This is a genomic window from Gottfriedia sp. S16(2024), assembly GCF_050473765.1.
Lineage (GTDB): Bacteria > Bacillota > Bacilli > Bacillales > Bacillaceae_G > Gottfriedia.
This window is the reverse complement of sequence record NZ_JBFLUO010000001.1, coordinates 932,818-954,685: the sequence shown is the minus strand read 5'-3', so window position 1 is coordinate 954,685 and position 21,868 is coordinate 932,818. Positions and strand designations below refer to the sequence as shown.

General features: G+C 35.5%; 19 protein-coding genes, 1 rRNA gene and 1 riboswitch. Of the genes, 19 read left to right on the top strand and 1 reads right to left on the bottom strand.

Annotated elements, in window-relative coordinates; genetic code table 11:
• Positions 1–2: 2 nt before the first annotated feature.
• The 15 genes from rrf (at position 3) to purD (ending at position 15,096) form a co-directional block, all read left to right on the top strand.
• Positions 3–118, top strand: a 5S ribosomal RNA gene (gene rrf, locus AB1282_RS04400).
• A 258-nt stretch (positions 119–376) separates the two neighbouring features.
• A complete protein-coding gene (locus AB1282_RS04395; protein WP_056474761.1) occupies positions 377–1,474 on the top strand; it encodes a PRK06851 family protein in 1,098 nt (365 codons plus the stop codon).
• Positions 1,475–1,651: 177 nt separating this feature from the next.
• Positions 1,652–1,777, top strand: coding sequence for a hypothetical protein (locus AB1282_RS04390; protein ID WP_390312715.1), 126 nt, complete (start codon positions 1,652–1,654; stop codon positions 1,775–1,777).
• Between the two features lie 247 nt (positions 1,778–2,024).
• A riboswitch (purine riboswitch) is annotated at positions 2,025–2,126 on the top strand.
• Positions 2,127–2,259: 133 nt separating this feature from the next.
• Positions 2,260–2,745: a 5-(carboxyamino)imidazole ribonucleotide mutase gene (purE, locus tag AB1282_RS04385; protein WP_069032641.1), complete on the top strand. Its 486-nt coding sequence runs from the start codon at positions 2,260–2,262 to the stop codon at positions 2,743–2,745.
• Positions 2,742–3,890, top strand: coding sequence for a 5-(carboxyamino)imidazole ribonucleotide synthase (gene purK / locus AB1282_RS04380; RefSeq protein ID WP_429898584.1), 1,149 nt, complete (start codon positions 2,742–2,744; stop codon positions 3,888–3,890). Before purE ends, purK begins: the two co-directional genes overlap by 4 nt.
• On the top strand, positions 3,887–5,182 hold the full coding sequence (gene purB, locus AB1282_RS04375) for an adenylosuccinate lyase (protein ID WP_056474751.1): 1,296 nt from the start codon (positions 3,887–3,889) through the stop codon (positions 5,180–5,182). The genes purK and purB overlap by 4 nt, the downstream gene beginning before the upstream one ends.
• Before the next feature lie 115 nt (positions 5,183–5,297).
• Positions 5,298–6,020, top strand: coding sequence for a phosphoribosylaminoimidazolesuccinocarboxamide synthase (purC, locus tag AB1282_RS04370; RefSeq protein ID WP_429898582.1), 723 nt, complete (start codon positions 5,298–5,300; stop codon positions 6,018–6,020).
• Entirely contained in the window at positions 6,008–6,262 is a 255-nt protein-coding gene (purS, locus tag AB1282_RS04365; protein WP_056474745.1) for a phosphoribosylformylglycinamidine synthase subunit PurS, read from the top strand. Before purC ends, purS begins: the two co-directional genes overlap by 13 nt.
• Positions 6,259–6,942 (top strand): phosphoribosylformylglycinamidine synthase subunit PurQ, encoded by a 684-nt coding sequence (gene purQ / locus AB1282_RS04360; RefSeq protein ID WP_429898581.1) that lies wholly within the window; start codon positions 6,259–6,261, stop codon positions 6,940–6,942. The genes purS and purQ overlap by 4 nt, the downstream gene beginning before the upstream one ends.
• On the top strand, positions 6,926–9,145 hold the full coding sequence (gene purL, locus AB1282_RS04355; RefSeq protein WP_429898579.1) for a phosphoribosylformylglycinamidine synthase subunit PurL: 2,220 nt from the start codon (positions 6,926–6,928) through the stop codon (positions 9,143–9,145). The genes purQ and purL overlap by 17 nt, the downstream gene beginning before the upstream one ends.
• On the top strand, positions 9,130–10,542 hold the full coding sequence (gene purF / locus AB1282_RS04350; protein WP_056474737.1) for an amidophosphoribosyltransferase: 1,413 nt from the start codon (positions 9,130–9,132) through the stop codon (positions 10,540–10,542). Before purL ends, purF begins: the two co-directional genes overlap by 16 nt.
• 85 nt (positions 10,543–10,627) lie before the next feature.
• On the top strand, positions 10,628–11,665 hold the full coding sequence (gene purM, locus AB1282_RS04345; protein WP_429898577.1) for a phosphoribosylformylglycinamidine cyclo-ligase: 1,038 nt from the start codon (positions 10,628–10,630) through the stop codon (positions 11,663–11,665).
• Positions 11,665–12,228 carry a phosphoribosylglycinamide formyltransferase gene (purN, locus tag AB1282_RS04340; protein ID WP_056474733.1) on the top strand — a complete coding sequence of 188 codons (564 nt, stop codon included), beginning with the start codon at positions 11,665–11,667 and terminating at the stop codon, positions 12,226–12,228. Before purM ends, purN begins: the two co-directional genes overlap by 1 nt.
• A 47-nt stretch (positions 12,229–12,275) precedes the next feature.
• Positions 12,276–13,811 (top strand): bifunctional phosphoribosylaminoimidazolecarboxamide formyltransferase/IMP cyclohydrolase, encoded by a 1,536-nt coding sequence (gene purH / locus AB1282_RS04335; RefSeq protein ID WP_056474732.1) that lies wholly within the window; start codon positions 12,276–12,278, stop codon positions 13,809–13,811.
• Between the two features lie 19 nt (positions 13,812–13,830).
• A complete protein-coding gene (gene purD / locus AB1282_RS04330) occupies positions 13,831–15,096 on the top strand; it encodes a phosphoribosylamine--glycine ligase (RefSeq protein WP_429898575.1) in 1,266 nt (421 codons plus the stop codon).
• Between the two features lie 109 nt (positions 15,097–15,205).
• On the opposite strand, the gene AB1282_RS04325 is transcribed toward purD, so the two are convergent.
• Entirely contained in the window at positions 15,206–15,463 is a 258-nt protein-coding gene (locus tag AB1282_RS04325) for a YgaP family membrane protein (RefSeq protein WP_056474726.1), read from the bottom strand.
• A 221-nt stretch (positions 15,464–15,684) separates the two neighbouring features.
• Between AB1282_RS04325 and AB1282_RS04320 the strand changes: the two genes are divergently transcribed.
• The 4 genes from AB1282_RS04320 to AB1282_RS04305 all read left to right on the top strand — a co-directional run bounded on the left by AB1282_RS04320 (position 15,685) and on the right by AB1282_RS04305 (position 21,854).
• A complete protein-coding gene (locus AB1282_RS04320) occupies positions 15,685–16,383 on the top strand; it encodes a heptaprenylglyceryl phosphate synthase (RefSeq protein WP_056474723.1) in 699 nt (232 codons plus the stop codon).
• Positions 16,383–18,560, top strand: a complete 2,178-nt coding sequence (gene pcrA, locus AB1282_RS04315) for a DNA helicase PcrA (RefSeq protein WP_056474721.1) — start codon at positions 16,383–16,385, stop codon at positions 18,558–18,560. The genes AB1282_RS04320 and pcrA overlap by 1 nt, the downstream gene beginning before the upstream one ends.
• Positions 18,561–18,576: 16 nt before the next feature.
• Entirely contained in the window at positions 18,577–20,577 is a 2,001-nt protein-coding gene (gene ligA, locus AB1282_RS04310; RefSeq protein WP_429898574.1) for an NAD-dependent DNA ligase LigA, read from the top strand.
• A 74-nt stretch (positions 20,578–20,651) separates the two neighbouring features.
• Positions 20,652–21,854, top strand: coding sequence for a CamS family sex pheromone protein (locus AB1282_RS04305; protein ID WP_056474715.1), 1,203 nt, complete (start codon positions 20,652–20,654; stop codon positions 21,852–21,854).
• Positions 21,855–21,868 lie beyond the last annotated feature (14 nt).

Here is a 21,868-nt window from a genome sequence, read left to right as displayed (position 1 = left end):
AATCAGGTGATTATGGCAAAGAGGTCACACCCGTTCCCATACCGAACACGGCAGTTAAGCTCTTTTGCGTCGATGGTAGTTGGGGGTTTCCCCCTGTGAGAGTAGAACGTCGCCTGGTAAACAAAAGCATCAGCTATTAGGCTGATGTTTTTTTGTGTCAAATTTGGGAATGTCAGTTCTTATCATGACTTTAAATTATGGAGAGAAAATATGTAAAGTCTAAAAGACGAGCTCAAGAATCAAAACATGTTCGTATAAAAAATTAAAAAGTTAATTTACTTTTATTAAAAATTAATAAAGTAAATAATAATATTAATGCTGGGCAAACACCCTTAATTATATATCTACATAACTTAGATTGAATGGAGGGAAAAAGATGAGAGGAAAAATACTCAATTACTATGCAGGAGGTAATACTGCAAAAGGGTTTTATAATCTCTATGACTCAGCTTTAGAGGATTTAGATAAACTATTCATTCTAAAAGGTGGTCCAGGTACTGGGAAATCAACATTAATGAAAACAATTGGAGAAATGATTGTAAATAAGGGAATTGATATTGAATATTTACATTGTTCTTCAGACACTAATTCAGTTGATGGCTTAATTATCCCGAAATTTCAAATAGGTATAGTAGATGGAACAGCTCCACATGTAATTGAACCAAAAGCTCCAGGAGTTATTGAGGAATATGTGAATTTAGGTGTTGCTTGGGATTCTAAGAAATTATCCGTACACAAGGAAGCAATACTATCACTAAATGATGAAATTTCTAAGAAGTTTCAAACCGCTTATGATACATTTGCTGCTTCATTAAAGGCTCATGATGAAATTGAAACAGTTTATATTTCCAATATGGACTTTGTAGAGGCAAATAAACTGACTAACGAGTTGATTGCGCTTTTTTATGGTAGTCACAGCAATACTGAAAAAGTCTCAAAAGTAAAACATAGATTTTTAGGTGCAGCAACTCCAAGTGGCGCGGTTGATTATATTCAAAATTTAACAGAAGATATCGAAAAGAGATATTTTATTAAAGGTAGAGCTGGTTCCGGTAAATCAACAATGTTAAAGAAAATAGCAGCTGCAGGAGAAGAACGAGGATTTGATGTCGAGATTTATCATTGTGGATTTGATCCAAACAGCCTTGATATGGTAATTATTCCGGAACAAGGCATTGCGATTTTTGACAGTACAGCACCCCATGAATATTTTCCTGATCGTGAAAATGATGAGATTATTGATATGTACGAAAGATGCATCACACCGGGAACTGATGAGAAATACGCTGCTGAAATAGATAGAACAACAAAATCATATAAGGATAAAATGAAAGAAGCAATATCTTATCTAGCGGAAGCTAAAGTTCTTAGAGATGAATTAGAAGCGATCTATATTGGAGCTATGGACTTTGCAAAAGTTGATAAAATACAGAGTGAATTAATAGAAGAAATTGAAGGTATTATAAAAAATTAGCATTTTTAATTTCGTAAAGGTGTAACCAAATGGGTTCACCTTTTTAATTTTGGAGTAAGAGAATCATTAAAAAATCAATAGTACGTATTTATATATATTTCGTGTTATTATTTAGAATTTTTACGATTAAGAATACCAATAATAAATTTTTCATTTGAATATAAAAATGAAAAAGAAGTGCACACAAAATGGGTTCCAAAAGCAGCTCTACCAAACGGCACGTATTATATCTCTGCTGATGTAGTAACAAAAGATGGATTTAAAGTAACATCAAATCCAACTAAAGTAACGGTTCATCGATAAAAGTCAAGAATTGAAAAAGCTATCTTACCTATTTATTATAGGGATAGATAGCTTTTTTGTTCTTCATTAATTATTCGGTATTATAAAATGCGAATAAGAATTAAAAAAATTACATTAGCTATGTGTAATTTAATCTAAATAGACAACATAGAATGTGAAAAACTAAGTAAAACACGAACATTAAAATATTTTTTTATAAAATCATTCATATTTTATTGAAATAAATATGATAAATTGATACTATAGAGATAGGAAATTTAGCAAACCTCATATAAGTTTGGGAATATGGCCCAAAAGTTTCTACCTAGTAACCTTAAATTACTGGACTATGAGGGGAAGTTAATCACACGTGTACGTATTTAAGTATACGCCTAAGTAGATTATCTTTCCTCACCATAGAGGGATAAATCTATTTAGGCGTTTTTTGTTTAAAATTTATGATAAACATAAAAAAATAGCGAATAAACTTGGGGGATAAGCAGATGAAACCGGTAGTTGGTGTCATTATGGGGAGTACAAGTGATTGGGAAACAATGAAACATGCTTGTGATGTGTTAGAAGAGTTGAATATTAACTATGAGAAACGAGTTGTTTCGGCACATCGTACACCAGATTTAATGTTTGAGTATGCAGAATCAGCTAGAGAACGTGGTATTAAAGTAATTATTGCAGGTGCAGGCGGGGCTGCTCACTTACCAGGAATGGTAGCAGCAAAAACGACACTTCCAGTAATTGGTGTACCAGTACAATCAAAAGCTTTAAATGGATTAGATTCATTATTATCAATTGTACAAATGCCAGGTGGAGTACCTGTTGCAACTGTTGCAATTGGTAAAGCAGGTGCGACGAATGCAGGCTTACTTGCAGCTCAAGTATTAAGTATCCAAGATCAAGAAGTTTATTTAGCATTAGAAACTCGTCGTGAAAACACTACTAAACAAGTTCTAGAAAGCAGTGAATCACTATGAATAGCAAAGTAATTCTACCAGGACAAACAATAGGAATCATCGGAGGCGGCCAACTTGGAAGAATGATGGCGCTTTCAGCGAAAGAGATGGGCTATAAAATAGCTGTTTTAGATCCTACTCCAAACTCGCCTTGTGGGCAAGTATCTGATATAGAGATTACGGCTGAGTATTCTAATATAGAAGCAATTAAACAGCTTGCGAAAGTAAGTGATGTTATAACATATGAATTTGAAAATATTGATGTAAACGCACTTGAGTATTTAGATGAACATTCTTATTTACCTCAAGGCAGTGAGTTATTAAAGTTAACACGAAATAGATTAACTGAAAAAACAGCTATTCAAAATTTAGGCATAAAGGTTGCCCCGTTTCGACTAGTAGAAAATGAAGAGCAATTTTCTGAAGCTGTTACGAAAATAGGTTTACCAGCTGTTTTGAAAACGACAACAGGTGGTTATGATGGAAAAGGGCAAGTTGTTTTAAGATCTGAAGAAGACTTTGTTGAAGCATTAGAACTTGTTAAAAAACAGCAATGTATTCTTGAGGGCTGGGTTCCTTTTGAAAAAGAATTGTCAATAATTGTCGCAAGAAATAGTAATGGAGAGGTAAATACGTTTCCAATAGCAGAGAATGTTCATATAAATCAAATTCTGCATACTTCATCTGTACCAGCAAATACCTCAACATTAGTAATAGAAACAGCAGAGAACTATGCAAAAAAAGTAGCTAGCTCATTTCATCTTGTAGGTGTTTTAGCAATTGAGTTATTTGTAACAGAAGATGAGCAGGTTTATATTAATGAATTAGCTCCGCGTCCACATAATACAGGACACTATACGATGGAGGCAGTTGAAACATCACAGTTTAAGCAGCATATTCGAGCGGTTTGTAATTTACCATTAGGGAATACGGAATTACTAAAACCTGTTGTGATGGTGAATATATTAGGTGAACATGTTGAAGAAGTATTGAATGTAATGCAAAATGATAGTACATTAAATGTCCATCTTTATGGTAAAGAAGAAAGCAAAAAAGGCCGTAAAATGGGACATATTAATATAATGGCAGCATCAACAGAACTAGCGATGCAAAAAGTAAAAGAGTTAGGGATTTGGGAACAAAACCCGGTGGAGGTAAAAATATGATTGAACGTTATTCACGCCCAGAAATGGCAGCAATTTGGACAGAAGAAAACAAATTTAAAGCTTGGTTAGAAGTTGAAATCTTAGCATGTGAAGCATGGGCTGAATTAGGAGATATTCCTAAAGAAGACGTAAAAGTGTTACGCGAAAAAGCTTCTTTCGATATAAACCGAATTTATGAAATTGAAAAAGAAACACGTCATGACGTAGTTGCATTTACTCGTGCAGTTTCTGAAACATTAGGCGACGAACGTAAATGGGTACATTATGGCTTAACTTCAACTGATGTAGTAGACACAGCACTTTCATACTTACTACACCAGGCAAATGATATCTTATTTAAAGATTTAGAGAATTTCATTGGAATTCTTGAAACGAAAGCTAAAGAACATAAGTACACAGTAATGATGGGACGTACTCACGGTGTACATGCAGAACCAACTACTTTTGGTTTAAAACTTGCTTTATGGACAGAAGAAATGAAACGTAACTTAGAGAGATTTAAGAATGCGGTTGAAACAGTTCGTGTAGGTAAAATCTCAGGCGCTGTTGGAACATACGCAAATATTCCTCCATTTGTTGAAGCGTATGTTTGTGAAAAGTTAGGAATTCAAGCAGCTCCAATTTCAACTCAAACATTACAACGTGATCGTCATGCTCACTACATGGCAACATTATCTTTAATTGCAACTTCAATTGAGAAGTTTGCAACTGAAGTACGTGGATTACAAAAAAGTGAAACACGTGAAGTTGAAGAATTTTTTGCAAAAGGTCAAAAAGGCTCTTCTGCAATGCCACATAAACGTAATCCAATTGGATCTGAAAACATGACAGGTTTAGCTCGTGTAATTAGAGGTCATATGGTCACAGCTTATGAAAATGTATCACTTTGGCATGAAAGAGATATCTCACATTCATCTGCGGAAAGAATCATCTTACCGGATGCAACAATACTTTTAAATTACATGTTAAATCGATTTGGAAATATTGTTAAAAACCTTACTGTATTCCCTGAGAATATGAAACGTAATATGGACCGTACTTACGGATTAATTTATTCTCAACGTGTACTTCTTGCTTTAATTGAAAAAGGAATGTCACGTGAAGAAGCTTATGACACTGTTCAACCAAAAGCAATGGAAGCTTGGGAAACTCAAGTACAATTTAAAGAGCTTGTAGAAGCGGAGGATAAAATTACTTCTTTATTATCTCAAGAAGAAATTAATGATTGCTTCGACTACAGCTACCACTTAAGTCAAGTCGATACAATTTTTGAACGCTTAGGATTAAATTAATAAATATTGTTTGGCTAAGCTTAGAGAAAAAAATTCTTAGCCAAACAATTCAAATAACAGATAAAGCATAAATTCTATTGGGTGTTTAAATGAGGATATGGGAGGCATTGTTAGCATGGCAGAGCAAGTAATGTTGTATGAGGGAAAAGCAAAAAGAATTTTCTCAACTGAGAATCCTGAAATTGTAAGAGTTGAGTACAAAGATTCAGCAACTGCATTTAACGGTGAAAAGAAAGCAGAAATTGCTGGTAAAGGTCGCTTGAATAATGCGATTACTAGTTTACTATTTTCAAAGTTAATGGAATCAGGTATTGCATCTCATTTCGTAGAAAAAACATCAGAACTTGAACAACTTGTAAAACGAGTAACAATTGTACCAATTGAAGTAGTTGTTAGAAATATCGTTGCTGGAAGCTTATCGAAACGCATGGGATTAGATGAAGGTGTTAAGTTAGAAAAACCAATCATCGAGTTTTATTACAAACGTGATGATTTAGGTGATCCGATTATTAATGAAGATCATATCGCTGCACTTAAACTAGCAACAACTGAAGATCTTGAAACAATTAAAGAGATTGCTCTCCGTGTTAATGGTGTACTAGTAGAACAGTTTAATGCATGTAATGTTCGATTAGTCGATTTTAAATTAGAGTTTGGCAAATTAAATGATGGAACAATTTTGTTAGCTGATGAGATTTCACCAGATACTTGCCGATTATGGGATAAAGATACAAACGCGAAATTTGATAAAGATGTATTCCGTAGAGATTTAGGTAACTTAACAGATGGATACGAAGAAATTTTAAAACGCTTAGGGGGATTATCATGTTCAAAGTAAGAGTATTCGTTACATTAAGAGAAAGTGTTTTAGATCCACAAGGAAATGCAGTTAAAAACGCACTTCATAGCATGAATTTTAGCGAAGTTCAAGATGTTCGTATCGGTAAATATATGGAATTATTGATTGATAAAAATGTTGCAGATTTAGATACTGCTGTAAAAGAAATGTGTGAAAAGTTATTAGCAAACATCGTAATTGAAGATTACCGTTATGAGGTAGAGGAGGTAGTCGCACAGTGAAGTTTGCAGTAATTGTGTTCCCGGGCTCAAATTGTGATGTTGATATGTATCATGCAATCAAAGATGAGTTAGGCGAAGAAGTAGAATACGTATGGCATGATTCAACGAATTTAGATGAATTTGATGGTATCTTATTACCAGGTGGCTTCTCATATGGAGATTACTTACGCTCTGGCGCAATTGCAGGCTTTGCAAACGTGATGGATGCCGTGAAGAAAGCAGCTGCTGAAGGTAAACCAGTATTTGGCGTGTGTAATGGATTCCAAATCCTAACTGAAGCAGGTCTACTACCAGGTACTCTTAGACGTAATGAGAAATTAAAATTTATGTGTAAGCCTGTTGAGCTAGTTGTTGAAAACAATGAATCAATGTTTACAACTGGTTATGAAAAAGGTCAAGTAATTACAGTACCAATCGCACATGGTGAAGGAAATTACTATTGCGATCAAGAAACATACGAATCACTTAAAAGTAATAATCAGATAATTTTCCGTTATCAAAATAATCCAAATGGTAGTTTAGCTGATATCGCAGGTATTGTTAATGAAAAAGGAAATGTATTAGGAATGATGCCACACCCTGAGCGTGCAGTTGATGCATTATTAGGCTCAGCAGACGGACTTCAACTATTTCGTTCGATTGTAAGAAACTGGAGGGAAAACCATGTCGTTACTTCTTGAGCCAAATCCAATTCAAATTGAAAATGATAGAATTTATGCCACTATGGGATTAACTGATGAAGAGTTTCAATTAGTCAAATCAATTATTGGTCGCAATCCGAACTATACAGAGCTTGGATTATTCTCAGTAATGTGGTCTGAACATTGTAGTTATAAAAACTCTAAACCGTTATTACGTAAATTCCCAATAAGCGGTGAGCATGTTTTACAAGGACCAGGTGAAGGAGCAGGTATTGTTGATATTGGCGATGAGCAAGCTGTAGTATTTAAAATCGAAAGCCATAATCACCCTTCTGCAATTGAACCATACCAAGGTGCTGCAACTGGTGTAGGTGGAATTATTCGTGATGTATTTTCAATGGGAGCACGTCCTGTTGCACTTCTAAATTCATTACGATTTGGTGAATTAGAAACTCCAAGAGTTAAATATTTATTTGAAGAAGTTGTTGCAGGTATTGCTGGTTACGGTAACTGTATTGGTATTCCAACAGTTGGTGGGGAAGTAAACTTCGATCCATGTTACGAAGGCAATCCTTTAGTAAACGCAATGTGTGTTGGATTAATCAATCATAAAGATATTAAAAAAGGTCAAGCGCATGGTACTGGAAATACAGTAATGTACGTTGGTGCTTCAACTGGTCGTGATGGAATTCACGGTGCAACTTTTGCTTCCGAAGAGTTATCTGATGCATCTGATGAAAAACGCCCAGCGGTACAAGTAGGCGATCCATTTATGGAGAAGTTATTACTTGAAGCATGTTTAGAAGTTGTTCAAAATGATGCTCTTGTTGGTATTCAAGATATGGGTGCAGCTGGATTAACATCTTCATCTGCTGAGATGGCTTCAAAAGCAGGAATGGGAATTGAGATGAATCTTGATTTAGTTCCACAACGTGAAGCTGGTATGTCAGCTTACGAAATGATGCTATCAGAATCTCAAGAACGTATGTTACTAGTTGTAGAAAAAGGTAGAGAGCAAGAAATCGTAGACTTATTTGAAAAGTATGATCTACATGCAGTTTCTGTAGGACGTGTTACAGATGATAAGATGCTTCGCTTACTTCATAAAGGTGAGGTTGTAGCAGAATTACCTGTAGATGCTCTTGCTGAGGAAGCTCCAGTATATCATAAACCATCAACTGAACCTGCATATTATGGTGAGTTCCAAGCGATGGAAAACTATATTCCTGAAATTAGTGATTCAAAAGAAACGTTAAAACAATTACTTTCTCAACCTACAATCGCAAGTAAAGAGTGGGTTTACGGTCAGTATGATTATATGGTTCGTACAAATACAGTAGTTGCTCCAGGTTCTGATGCTGCAGTAATCAGAATTCGTGATACAAAAAAAGCTCTAGCAATGACAACTGACTGTAATGCACGCTACTTATATTTAGACCCTGAAGTTGGTGGGAAAATTGCAGTAGCAGAAGCAGCACGTAATGTAATTTGTTCAGGAGCTCGTCCTCTTGCAATTACAGATTGCTTAAACTTCGGAAATCCTGAAAAACCTGAGATTTTCTGGCAGTTAGAAAAAGCAACAGATGGTATGAGTGAAGCTTGTAATGTATTAAGTACTCCAGTAATTGGTGGTAACGTATCATTATATAACGAAACAAATGGTGAAGCAGTTTACCCAACTCCTGTAGTTGGTATGGTAGGTCTAATTGAAGATGTCGAGCATATCACGACTCAAAACTTTAAAACAGCTGGCGATTTAATTTATGTAATCGGCGGAGCAGAAGCTGAATTCGGTGGAAGTGAGCTTCAAAAATTATTAAATGGCAAAATCTTTGGTAAAGCACCAAGTATTGATTTAGCTGTTGAATCTAGTCGCCAAGAGCAAATTCTTGCTGCTATTCAAGCGGGTGTAGTTGCTTCAGCTCACGATATTTCTGAGGGTGGTTTAGCTGTAGCGATTGCAGAAAGCACATTTGGTCCGTCAGAAGTTGGTGCAACTATTACGATTGAAGGAAATGAGGTTGTTTCATTATTTAGCGAAACTCAATCACGTTTCTTACTTTCAGTAAAACCTGAACATAAAGAACAATTCGAAGCATTAGTAGATGCAAAGTTAATCGGTACAGTTACAGAAGAAAAATCAGTAACAGTTCGTAATGAAAATAATGAAACAGTTCTTCATGCTTCAGTTGAGGAACTGAAACAAGCTTGGAAAGAGGCGATCCCATGCTTGCTGAAATAAAAGGACTAAACGAAGAGTGTGGAATATTTGGAATTTGGGGGCATACTGATGCTGCCCAAATCTCCTACTATGGTCTTCATAGCTTACAACACAGAGGCCAAGAAGGAGCTGGAATTGTTGTAACGAATGGGGATGAGCTTGAAGGTGCAAAAGGACTCGGCTTAATAACAGAAGTTTTCAGTAAAGGTCAATTAAATGATTTACACGGAAAAGCTGCTATTGGTCATGTTCGTTATGCAACTGCAGGCGGAGGCGGTTATGAAAATGTTCAGCCTCTATTATTCCAATCGCATACAGGAAGCATTGCTCTTGCCCATAACGGTAATCTAGTAAATGCTTCAAGATTACGTAAAGATTTAGAGATGCAAGGTAGTATTTTTCAAACTACTTCTGATACTGAAGTACTTGCTCATTTAATTAAACGTAATGGCTCTGCTCCAATCAAAGATAGCATTAAAGCATCTTTAAATATGATCAAAGGAGCTTTCGCTTACTTAGTTCTAACAAAAGATGCAATGTATGTAGCGCTAGATCCTAATGGTTTTAGACCATTGGCATTAGCTAAACTAGGTGACGCTTATGTTGTAGCTTCAGAGACATGTGCATTCGATGTAGTCGGAGCGAAATATATTCGAGATATTAATCCGGGAGAATTACTTATTATTTCAGATAATGGAGTCGAAACTGATCAATTTACTTCATCAGTTAATCACACTATTTGTAGTATGGAATATATTTATTTCTCTCGTCCTGATAGCAATATTGATAATATCAATGTTCATGCTGCACGTAAAAATATGGGGCGTGTATTAGCTAAAGAAGCTCCTGTTGAAGCAGACGTAGTAATCGGTGTTCCAGATTCAAGTATTTCAGCAGCAGTTGGTTATGCAGAAGAGTCTGGCATTCCATATGAACTTGGATTGATTAAAAATCGTTATGTAGCTCGAACATTTATTCAACCTTCTCAAGAACTTAGAGAGCAAGGGGTTAAAATGAAACTTTCTCCAGTTCGTTCGATCGTTGAGGGGAAACGAGTAGTAATGGTAGATGATTCAATCGTTCGTGGAACTACAAGCCGCCGAATCGTACAAATGTTACGTGATGCAGGTGCAAGTGAAGTTCATGTCCGTATTGGCGCACCACCATTGAAAAATCCTTGCTATTACGGTATTGACACTTCAACAAGAGAAGAGTTAATTGCTGCAACTAATACAATAGAAGAAATTTGCGAAGAAATTGGCGCAGATTCATTAGAATTTATTAGTCTAGAAGGATTACTAAATGCTATTGGTAGAAATCACGAAGGACCAAATAGAGGTCAATGTACTGCTTGCTTTACAGGGAAGTATCCAACAGTGATCTATGATGAAAATGAATTAGTACATTCTCATAATTAATATTAAAAAACAGAGGCGGTGAGCAAAGTCGCCGCCTCTTTTCAATTGAATCTATTCATAAGGAACTGAAAGGGGAAATCATCACATGGCGAATGCATATAAACAAGCTGGAGTAGATATCGAAGCTGGCTATGAAGCAGTGAACAGAATGAAGAAACACGTTCAAAAAACAATGCGTCAAGAAGTTCTTGGTGGATTAGGAGGATTTGGAGGAATGTTTGATCTTTCCAAATTCAACCTTAAAGAACCAGTTCTTGTATCAGGGACAGATGGAGTAGGAACAAAATTAAAATTAGCTTTCCAAATGGACCGTCACGATACGATTGGCATTGATGCAGTCGCGATGTGTGTGAATGATATTGTGGTTCAAGGAGCGGAGCCTTTATTTTTCCTAGATTACTTAGCAGTTGGCAAGGCTGTACCTGAACGAATTGAGCAAATTGTAAAAGGTGTATCTGATGGTTGCGTTCAAGCAGGCTGCGCTTTAGTCGGAGGAGAAACTGCAGAAATGCCTGGTATGTATCCAGAAGATGAATATGACGTTGCTGGTTTTGCAGTAGGAATTGCTGACAAGTCGAAGCTTGTAACAGGTCAAAACATTAAGGAAGGAGATATCTTATTAGGAATCTCATCAAACGGGATCCATAGTAATGGATATTCTCTAGTTCGTAAGGTTTTATTAGAAAAAGGTGGCTTAACGCTTGATCAACACATTGATAAATTAGGTCATACTTTAGGCGAAGAACTACTACGCCCAACTAAAATTTATGTAAAACCAATTTTAAATGTCCTGAAAAAATTTGAAGTAAAAGGTATGGCACATATTACTGGTGGTGGGTTTATTGAAAATATCCCTAGAATGCTTCCAGAAGGAATCGGTGCAGAAATTGATTACGGTTCATGGCCAATTCAACCAATCTTTGATTTATTAGAAGAGACTGGTGAATTGAAGCGCGAAGAAATGTTTAATATTTTTAATATGGGTATTGGTATGGTTCTTGCGGTTAATGAAGAGAACTTACATGACACTATTAAACTATTAGAAGAAGACGGAGAAAAAGTATTTATTATCGGAAGAACAAAAGCAGGTGAAGGTGTTACCTTTGGCGGAGGTTCTCTGTAATGAAGAAGATTGCCGTATTTGCATCAGGAAATGGCAGTAACTTTCAAGCCATTCTTGACGCAACTCTAAGCGGAGAAGTGAATGCTGAAGTGAAATTACTTGTTTGTGATCGTCCAAATGCATTTTGTATCGAACGAGCAAAGCAAGCAAATATTCCATCATTTATATTTTCAGCGAAAAACTATGAATCAAAAGAGCAGTATGAAGGTGAAATTATTGCCCATCTTAAAGAGTTAAATGTCGAATTTATTGTATTAGCTGGCTATATGAGATTAATTGGTCCGACAATTTTAGACTCATTTCCTGGGAAAATTGTAAATATTCATCCTTCATTTCTACCATTATTTCCTGGAAAAGACGCAATTGGTCAAGCTCTCCTAGCTGGTGTCGAATCGACTGGAGTAACGGTTCATTATGTCGATGAAGGAATGGATACTGGTCCAATTATTGCGCAAGAAGAAATTCTAATTGAAAAGGGAGATTCTAAGGAATCACTTGAGCAGAAGGTTCATAGTGTCGAGCATGTTTTATATGTGCAAACACTAAAAAAATTGTTTAGTTAACTAGATTAGATATAGAGCATGAAATCGATTAGATAGGGGAATGTATCATGAAAAAACGAGCTTTAGTTAGCGTTTCAGATAAACAAGGTATTATTGAATTTGTAAGTGGATTAATTAAACATGATTTTGAAGTTATTTCAACAGGTGGAACTTTTAATTTATTAAAAGATGCTGGATTAAATGTAATTGGTATTTCAGAAGTAACTAACTTTCCAGAAATTATGGATGGTCGTGTAAAAACATTACATCCTTCAATTCACGGAGGTTTACTAGGCGTTCGTTCAAATGAAGAACATATGCGTCAAATGAACGAGTTAGGTATTCAGCCAATTGATTTAGTTTGTGTAAATTTATATCCGTTTAAAGAAACAATTATGAAGCCTGATGTTACATTTGAAGATGCAATTGAAAATATCGATATCGGTGGCCCTACAATGCTTCGTTCAGCAGCTAAAAATCATGAGTTTGTATCTGTAGTAGTTGATCCAACAGATTATGAAGTAATTTTAGCTGAGTTAGCTGAAAATAATTCGGTTTCTATTGAAACGAACCGTCGATTAGCTGCTAAAGTTTTCCGTCATACTGCAGCTTATGATTCATTAATTTCTAATTATTTAACAGAGCAAGTAGGAGAAGAAAATCCTGAAAGCTATACTGTTACTTACGAATTAAAACAATCTTTACGATATGGTGAAAATCCTCACCAAAAAGCGACATTCTATCGTGCTCCAATGCCAACAGTATCATCAATTGCTTATGCAGAACAATTACATGGTAAAGAGCTTTCTTATAACAATATTAACGATGCAAATGAAGCATTAAATATTGTACGCGAATTCTCTAATCCAGCTGTTGTCGCTGTAAAACACATGAATCCATGTGGAGTAGGCGAAGGCACTTCAATTGAAGAAGCTTATGATCGTGCTTATACTGCTGACCCAGTTTCAATTTTTGGAGGAATTATTGCGACAAACCGTGAAGTTGATGCTGCAACAGCTAAGAAAATGCATGAATTATTCTTAGAAATTATTATCGCTCCTTCATTCAGTGAAGAGGCTTTAGAAATCTTAACTAGTAAAAAGAACTTACGTTTATTAACATTGGACTTAGAAACTAAGCCTACGTTTGCACCTAAATTAACGACAGTTCATGGTGGCTTATTACGTCAAGATATGGATACATTTGGATTAGATGAAGCAACAATTACAGTCCCTACAAAACGTCAACCGACTGAAGAAGAGTGGGAGAATTTAAAATTAGGTTGGAAAGTTGTAAAGCATGTTAAATCAAATGCGATTGTTTTAGCAAAAGATCATATGACAATCGGTGTTGGTGCAGGTCAAATGAATCGCGTTGGAGCTGCAAAAATTGCGATTGAACAAGCTGGTGAAAAATCAAATGGCGCGGCATTAGCTTCAGATGCATTTTTCCCTATGAATGATACAGTAGAAGCAGCGGCTAAAGCTGGTATTACAGCAATTATTCAACCAGGCGGATCAATCAAAGATGAAGATTCAATTAAAAAAGCTGATGAATATGGAATTGCAATGGTCTTTACAGGGGTTCGTCACTTTAAACATTAAGAAATAAGGAGATGACAAGATGAAAGTATTAGTCATTGGTCGCGGAGGCCGTGAGCATACAATTGCTTGGAAGGTAAATCAATCGGAGAATGTAACAGACGTATTTGTTGCTCCAGGAAACGATGGAATGATTGATGTTGCAACACTTGTCAATATTGATGAAAGTGACCATGAAGCACTTATTGCATTTGCAAAAAATGAAGAAATTGATTTAACAATCGTTGGTCCTGAAGTTCCTTTAATGAACGGAATTGTAAATGATTTTCGAGCTGCTAATTTAAAGATTTTTGGTCCAACTAAAGAAGCGGCAATTATTGAAGGAAGTAAAAGCTTTACAAAGGATTTAATGAAAAAATATGCGATCCCGACTGCAGCTTATGAAACGTTTACTAATTTTGAAGAAGCAAAAGCATATGTTGAAAAAGTTGGTGCACCGATCGTTATTAAAGCTGATGGATTAGCAGCTGGTAAAGGTGTAGTTGTAGCGATGACAATTGAAGAAGCAATCATCAGCCTTCATGACATGCTACTTGATGAAAAGTACGGCGATGCAAGTGCATCTGTAGTAATTGAAGAATATTTAGAGGGTGAAGAGTTCTCGCTAATGTCGTTTGTTAATGGGAATAAGGTTTATCCTATGGTAATCGCACAAGACCATAAACGTGCTTATGATGGAGATAAAGGACCTAATACTGGTGGTATGGGTGCGTATTCGCCAGTACCACAAATCTCAGAGTCAGTTGTTGAACAATCTTTAAAAGAAATAGTAGTACCAGTCGCAGAAGCAATGATTTCTGAAGGAAGACATTTTACTGGAATACTATATGCGGGTTTAATGTTAACAAGCCAGGGACCTAAAGTAATCGAGTTTAATGCAAGATTTGGGGATCCGGAGACTGAAGTTGTATTACCTCGTTTAGAGAGCGAGTTAGCTGAAGTATTGTTAGGAATATTAAATGAAGAAGAGATCCATTTAGAATGGTCAGAGGATGCTGTTGTTGGAGTAGTGCTTGCTGCAAATGGATATCCTGAAGTTCCTGAAAAAGGTGCTGTCATAACTGGATTAAATAATGTAAGTAATGAAACAATGGTTTTCCACGCAGGTACAAAACTTGAAAATAATGAATTTGTTACAAATGGTGGAAGGGTATTAATTATTGCACATAAAGGAAGCTCCATTAATGAAGCTTGCGAAAATGTATATAAGCAAATTGATACGATTCAATCAACAGGCTTATTCTATCGCCACGATATAGGTCATAAAGCAATTAAAGTAAATAATTAGAAAGAAAGGGTCGTCATTAATCATCAATGACGACCCTATTTCTTGTTAAAATAAGAACTAGTGTTCTATTTTTATCTATACAATCTACTCCATTTTTGATAAACTACTTTTATGAAGGTTGAATGCAATCTTCGAATGTATCTCCCTCGTCGTGTTTATCTGCCATAATCTTACATTTCTTACCTAGAGCAGTCATTGGGCAAAAACGTAATACTCCCTCTGCAACTTTCATGGCACCGATTATGATCAAAATGATTACAGAATTACTACATCTTCTGCGTGTAAGCTTTGCTGTGCCGTAAGCTAAAATTGTTAAGCCAGCAGTTATACGTATAAGTGCATTTATTATGCTAATATTTGGTCTCAACAGTAACTCCCCTTATAATAAGTATCAGTGATTAAATCACTCTTTACCATTTTTCCCTTTAATTGTTTCAATATCATAGGAAACAATTAGTATTAATTACTTAAAATGGCGACGTAGGGTTACTTTTCCTTTTTTATAAGATACAATACATTTATATTTTTGATAAAAAGTACTTAATAAAATAGATAAATTAATGTTAAAAAACAATTCCGGAGGACAAAATGTACGATTATTCGCAATGGAATCACATATTTAAATTAGATCCAAACAAAGAAATCTCTGATGATGAATTAGAAAAAATTTGTGAGTCAGGAACGGATGCAATATTAGTTGGTGGAACGGACGATGTAACGTTAGATGCTACGATATCTCTACTAGTTAGAATAAGACGTTATGCAGTACCATGTATTTTGGAGGTATCAAATCTTGAAGCCGTAACCCCAGGTTATGATTTTTATTTTATCCCGACAGTTTTAAATAGTAATGATCCAAAGTGGATTATTGGAATGCATCAACAAGCAATGAAAGAATTCGCACATTTAGTTCATGCTGAAGAATTGGTGATGGAAGGTTATTGTATATTAAATAAAGATTGCAAGGCTGCAAAGCTGACAAGTGCAGTGACAGATCTTTCAGTAGAAGATGTTGTAGCTTATGCGGAAGTTTCTGAGCAATTATTAAAATTACCGATTTTTTATTTAGAATATAGCGGCACATATGGTTCACCCCAAGTGGTAGAAGAAGTATCAAAAGTATTAAACAAAACGAAATTATTCTATGGCGGTGGAATTACATCAACTCAACAAGCAATTGAGATGAAGCAATTTGCTGATACGATTGTTGTTGGGAACATTATATATGAGAACTTACAAGAAGCTTTACTTACCGTGAAAGCTGTGAAAGAAGGAGCGACGAAGTAATGAAAACAGCAGAAGAATTATTGCAAGGTTTAAATCCAATGCAAAAAGAAGCCGTTAAAACGGTTGATGGTCCTTTATTAATTATGGCTGGAGCAGGTTCAGGTAAGACTCGAGTACTAACACATCGAATTGCGTATTTATTAGGTGAAAAAGGTGTTGCTCCTTGGAATATACTTGCGATCACCTTTACAAATAAAGCAGCTAGAGAGATGCGAGAGCGTATATTTAATCTAGTTGGAAAAGATGCAGAAGATATTTGGGTTTCAACATTCCACTCAATGTGTGTTCGTATTCTTCGTAGAGATATTGATCGTATTGGCTTTAATAGAAGTTTTTCTATCTTAGATACAACTGACCAATTAACAGTCATAAAAAATATTCTGAAAGAGAAAAACTTAGATTCAAAGAAATTTGATCCTCGTAGTATTCTAGGTTCTATTAGTAGTGCAAAAAATGAACTGCAAACTGCTGCAGATTATTCACGAGATGCTTTTACTCCATTTGAAAAAGTTGTTGGTGAAATTTATGCATCTTATCAAGACCGATTACGTAAAAATCATTCATTAGACTTTGACGATTTAATAATGATGACAATTAATTTATTTGAACGTGTTCCAGAAGTACTACAATATTATCAACGAAAATTTCAATATATTCACGTGGATGAGTATCAAGATACCAACCATGCTCAGTATAAAATTGTAAAATTGCTTGCCGAGCAATTTAAAAATATTTGTGTAGTTGGTGATTCAGATCAATCAATTTATCGCTGGCGTGGAGCAGATATTTCTAATATTCTTTCATTCGAAAAAGATTATGATAAAGCACAAGTAATTCTGTTAGAACAAAATTACCGTTCGACTCAAACGATTCTTGATGCTGCTAACGCGGTTATTACGAACAATTCAAACCGTAAAGCGAAAAAGCTTTGGACAGAAAATGGACAAGGTACACCGATACATTATTTTAGAGCTGCCTCAGAACAGGACGAAGGATATTTTGTAGCTGGAAAGCTAGCCGAGTGGAAAAAAGAAGGAGTTCATCAATATGGTGATGTTGCTATTCTTTATCGTACGAATGCGCAATCACGTGCAATGGAGGAAGTTTTAGTTAAGTCTAATATTCCTTATAAAATGGTCGGCGGAGTAAAGTTCTATGATCGTAAAGAGATTAAAGATTTACTTGCTTACTTAAGATTTATTGCCAATCCAAATGACGAGATCAGTTTTTCAAGAATAATTAATGTGCCAAAACGCGGTGTAGGCGCAGCGTCTGTAGATAAAATTATTAACTATAGCATAATGAATGACTTATCTTTATCTGATACTTTAGAGCAAATTGATTTCGTTGGATTAAGTGGAAAAATTACGAAAGCAGTCGGAGATTTCCATGCTATGGCGAAAAACTGGCAGCAAATGTTGGATTATTTATCAGTTACTGAGCTTGTTGAGGAAGTTCTTGATAAAACAGGTTATATCCAAGTGTTAAAAGATGAAAATACTATTGAATCTGCATCTAGAATCGAAAATATTGAAGAGTTTTTAACAGTTACAAATGCTTTTGAAGAAAGCAGTGAGGATAAAAGTTTAGTATCATTTTTAACTGATTTAGCATTAGTTTCTGATATTGATCAAGCGGATAAAGAGGAGTCACAAGCAGATGAGGTTATACTTATGACGCTTCACTCTGCAAAAGGATTAGAGTTCCCAGTAGTCTTTCTAATCGGTTTGGAAGAAGGTATATTCCCACATAGCCGTTCTTTAATGGACGAAGAAGAAATGGAAGAAGAAAGAAGATTAGCATATGTAGGGATAACACGTGCGGAAAAGGATTTATACATTACAAATGCTCAAACACGTACACTTTATGGTCGCACTAGTGTAAACCAAGAATCTCGTTTTATAAATGAAATTCCTGATGAACTATTAGATCGTGCAAATAAGAAGGTTGTAACTGAGCGCCGTGCTGTTTCAAGACCAGCAGTGGCTATGAGAACAACAGGTGGCGAGTCACACGGTTGGCGAGTTGGAGATAAAGCTTCTCATGGTAAATGGGGAATTGGTACAGTTGTAAGTGTAAAAGGAGAAGGTGAAGCAATGGAGTTAGATATTGCATTCCCGAGTCCTGTCGGTATTAAGCGTTTATTAGCAAAATTTGCTCCAATTACGAAAGCATAGAAGGGATGGAGAGCTCATGGATCAAAAAATCATTGATAAAGTTGAAGAACTAAGAACAAAATTAAATCAATACAACTATGAGTATTATGTACTTGATCAACCTTCAGTGCCAGATGCCGAGTTTGACTCACTATTACATGAATTAATTAGTTTAGAAGAACAGTATCCAAACATTTTAACACCAGATTCTCCATCTCAACGTATAGGTGGACAGGCAATCGATTTATTCGAAAAAGTCGTTCACAGTCATCCAATGTTAAGCCTTGGAAATGCGTTTAATGAAGGTGATTTAAGAGATTTCGACCAAAGAATTAGACAGGATTCAGCGCAAGCTTCTTATGTTTGTGAACTTAAAATTGACGGCTTAGCCGTTTCACTTCAATATGAAAATGGATTGTTTGTCAAAGGTGCAACTCGTGGTGATGGTACAGTTGGTGAAGATATTACGCATAATTTAAAGACGATTAAAGCAATTCCATTAAGACTTTCTGAGCCAATTACAATAGAAGCTCGTGGTGAAGCATTCATGCCAAAAGCTAGCTTCGAAAAGGTTAATGAAGCGCGTGAAAAGAATGGGGAAGAATTATTTGCAAATCCAAGAAATGCAGCGGCTGGTTCATTACGCCAACTTGACCCAAAAATTGTTGCAAAGAGAGATTTATCGTTCTTTGTTTATGGATTCCCTACAGCTGAAGAATTTTCAATTCAAAAGCATAGCGAAGCCTTAGACTATCTTCACAAACTTGGATTTAAAACAAATACTTTCCGCAAATCATGCCATACAATTGAAGAAGTAATTGCATACGTTGAGGAATGGAAAGAAAAACGCCCATCATTGCCATATGAGATTGATGGAATTGTCATAAAAGTGGATGAATACAGTACTCAGAAAAAGTTAGGATCAACAGCTAAAGTACCAAGATGGGCTATTGCATATAAGTTCCCAGCTGAAGAGGTAGTTACAAAATTAGTAGATATCGAATTAAGTGTTGGTCGTACAGGAGTGGTAACACCAACTGCAATTTTAGAACCTGTTCGTGTTGCAGGGACAGTAGTAAAACGTGCATCACTTCATAATGAAGATTTAATTAAAGAAAAAGACATTCGAATTGGTGACTCAGTCGTTATTCGCAAGGCTGGAGATATTATTCCTGAAGTTGTAAATGTAATATTAGATCGTCGTACTGGTGATGAGCAGCCTTTTGCAATGCCAACTCACTGCCCTTCATGTGATCATGAGTTAATAAGAGTGGCAGGTGAAGTGGCACTACGTTGTGTAAATCCATTCTGTCCATCTCAAATTCGTGAAGGATTAATTCATTTTGCGTCTCGTGATGCAATGAATATCGACGGTTTAGGGGAAAGAGTAGTATCGCAATTATTCGATGCTAATTTGATTAAGACATTTACAGATCTTTACCTTCTAACGAAAGAACAATTATTATCACTAGAACGATTTGGAGAAAAGTCAGCAGATAAATTAGTTTCTGCAATTCAAACTTCTAAAGAAAATTCACTAGAAAAATTATTGTTTGGTTTAGGGGTTCGTCATGTTGGAGCTAAAGCAGCAAAAACATTAGCACAGCATTTCCAAACAATTGATCGACTGATGGAGGCATCTGTTGAGGAAATTACCGGAATTAATGAAATTGGTTCTAAAATGGCCCAGTCAATCAATGAATATTTTTCACAGGACGAAGTAAAAGAACTTATTTCAACGTTTAAAATTGTTGGAGTAAATACTGAATATAAAGGGATTCAAGTAGAAAATATTAATATGGATTCTCTTTTTGCTGGTAAAACGGTAGTATTAACTGGTAAGCTAGAACAGATGACTAGAAGTGAGGCTAAGAAGCAGTTAGAAGCACTTGGAGCAAAAGTAGCTGGAAGTGTTAGTAAGAGTACTGATTTAGTCATTGCAGGTGAGGCTGCTGGATCGAAATTAGATGCTGCACGTAAATTAAATATCGAAGTTTGGGATGAAGAGAGAATGATTAAAGAGCTTCAACCACAATAACTATTTCAATCAACTAGAGGGCGGATTAATGAGGTATTAGTTCGTTCACTTAATAAGTAGAAGGTGTGAGTTAGATGAAAAAACGTATAGGAATGCTCCTATGTTGTTTTTCGCTCATCTTATCTGGGTGTTCATTATCAATAAAGAATGAAGATAAGGTTGTACAAGAGAGCAATAACAAAAAAGGGGAAGACGCAATCATACCCCGTTACTCAATTTCAAATGATTACTACAAGACAATACTTCCATTTAAGCCAAGCAAAACAAGAGGTGCTGTCGTTGCAAATATCGATAATAGACTTGATATTAGTGAATTTGAATTAGGTTTAATGCGAATTGTACAAGAGCAATATTCAACAAAAGATTACTTGTATCAAGAAGGACAATTATTAAGTAAAAAAACAGTGGAATCTTGGCTAAAAAGGAAGTATACTCCTTCACAATTTAAACAAAAACAAGATGCACTTAAGAACGCAAATTTAAAACCGAATTCGATTACAAACGATGGATTGAATCCAATTCAAACGGACACAAAAAATCTTACCGAAGATCAAAAAGCTAAACAAGCTCCGATTTTTTTAAATTCTATTTTAGAGCAGGATTATCTAAAAAAGAATGGGAAAGAAGTTAAAGTTGAGGGAGTAGCAATTGGTTTAGCAATGAACTCTGTTTATTATTATCAAGAGGAACATGGCTACCCAAGAGAGCTTAAAATACCTCAAGATGAAATGATTAAACAAGGTAAAGCAATCGCTCAAGAAATTTTGACGCGAGTGCGAAAAATGGACGAATTTAAAGATATACCAATCACATTTGCTATTTTCCGTCAGCAAAGCCAGTCATCTGTAGTACCTGGAAACTATGTTGCTATGACTTCAGTTTCTGGAAATGACTTCTCGATTAGTAATTGGGATAAAATAAATGAGAAGTATTATTTATTCCCTTCAGCTGCTGCGACTGCTGATTACCGAGATGATGCAATGAAAATGGTTAATTTTAAATCAGATATAGAAAATTATTTTCCGAATTATACTGGTGTTGTAGGCACTGGTTTTTATAAGGATAATGAATTAATACAACTAAAAATTGATATACCTATGCAATTTTATGGTAAGGCAGAAGTCATAGCTTTTACCCAATATGTAGCGGGACTTATGATGGACCATTTCCCTTCATACTTAAAGGTTGAGACGAATATATTCTCATCTAATGGACAGGAAGCACTCATCGTAAAAGAAGTAAATGCTAAGGAACCAAGTGTGCATATTTATAACTAATAGGAAGAGGACTA

Excerpts from the sequence above, each read along its gene's own strand:
- ligA (WP_429898574.1), top strand. The coding sequence starts at position 18,577 with ATGGATCAAAAAATCATTGATAAAGTTGAAGAACTAAGAACAAAATTA.
- AB1282_RS04395 (WP_056474761.1), top strand. The coding sequence starts at position 377 with ATGAGAGGAAAAATACTCAATTACTATGCAGGAGGTAATACTGCAAAA.
- AB1282_RS04305 (WP_056474715.1), top strand. The coding sequence starts at position 20,652 with ATGAAAAAACGTATAGGAATGCTCCTATGTTGTTTTTCGCTCATCTTA.
- purK (WP_429898584.1), top strand. The coding sequence starts at position 2,742 with ATGAATAGCAAAGTAATTCTACCAGGACAAACAATAGGAATCATCGGA.
- purM (WP_429898577.1), top strand. The coding sequence starts at position 10,628 with ATGGCGAATGCATATAAACAAGCTGGAGTAGATATCGAAGCTGGCTAT.
- purS (WP_056474745.1), top strand. The coding sequence starts at position 6,008 with ATGTTCAAAGTAAGAGTATTCGTTACATTAAGAGAAAGTGTTTTAGAT.
- purE (WP_069032641.1), top strand. The coding sequence starts at position 2,260 with ATGAAACCGGTAGTTGGTGTCATTATGGGGAGTACAAGTGATTGGGAA.
- purD (WP_429898575.1), top strand. The coding sequence starts at position 13,831 with ATGAAAGTATTAGTCATTGGTCGCGGAGGCCGTGAGCATACAATTGCT.
- purH (WP_056474732.1), top strand. The coding sequence starts at position 12,276 with ATGAAAAAACGAGCTTTAGTTAGCGTTTCAGATAAACAAGGTATTATT.
- purB (WP_056474751.1), top strand. The coding sequence starts at position 3,887 with ATGATTGAACGTTATTCACGCCCAGAAATGGCAGCAATTTGGACAGAA.
- purF (WP_056474737.1), top strand. The coding sequence starts at position 9,130 with ATGCTTGCTGAAATAAAAGGACTAAACGAAGAGTGTGGAATATTTGGA.
- purL (WP_429898579.1), top strand. The coding sequence starts at position 6,926 with ATGTCGTTACTTCTTGAGCCAAATCCAATTCAAATTGAAAATGATAGA.
- AB1282_RS04320 (WP_056474723.1), top strand. The coding sequence starts at position 15,685 with ATGTACGATTATTCGCAATGGAATCACATATTTAAATTAGATCCAAAC.
- pcrA (WP_056474721.1), top strand. The coding sequence starts at position 16,383 with ATGAAAACAGCAGAAGAATTATTGCAAGGTTTAAATCCAATGCAAAAA.
- purN (WP_056474733.1), top strand. The coding sequence starts at position 11,665 with ATGAAGAAGATTGCCGTATTTGCATCAGGAAATGGCAGTAACTTTCAA.
- purC (WP_429898582.1), top strand. The coding sequence starts at position 5,298 with ATGGCAGAGCAAGTAATGTTGTATGAGGGAAAAGCAAAAAGAATTTTC.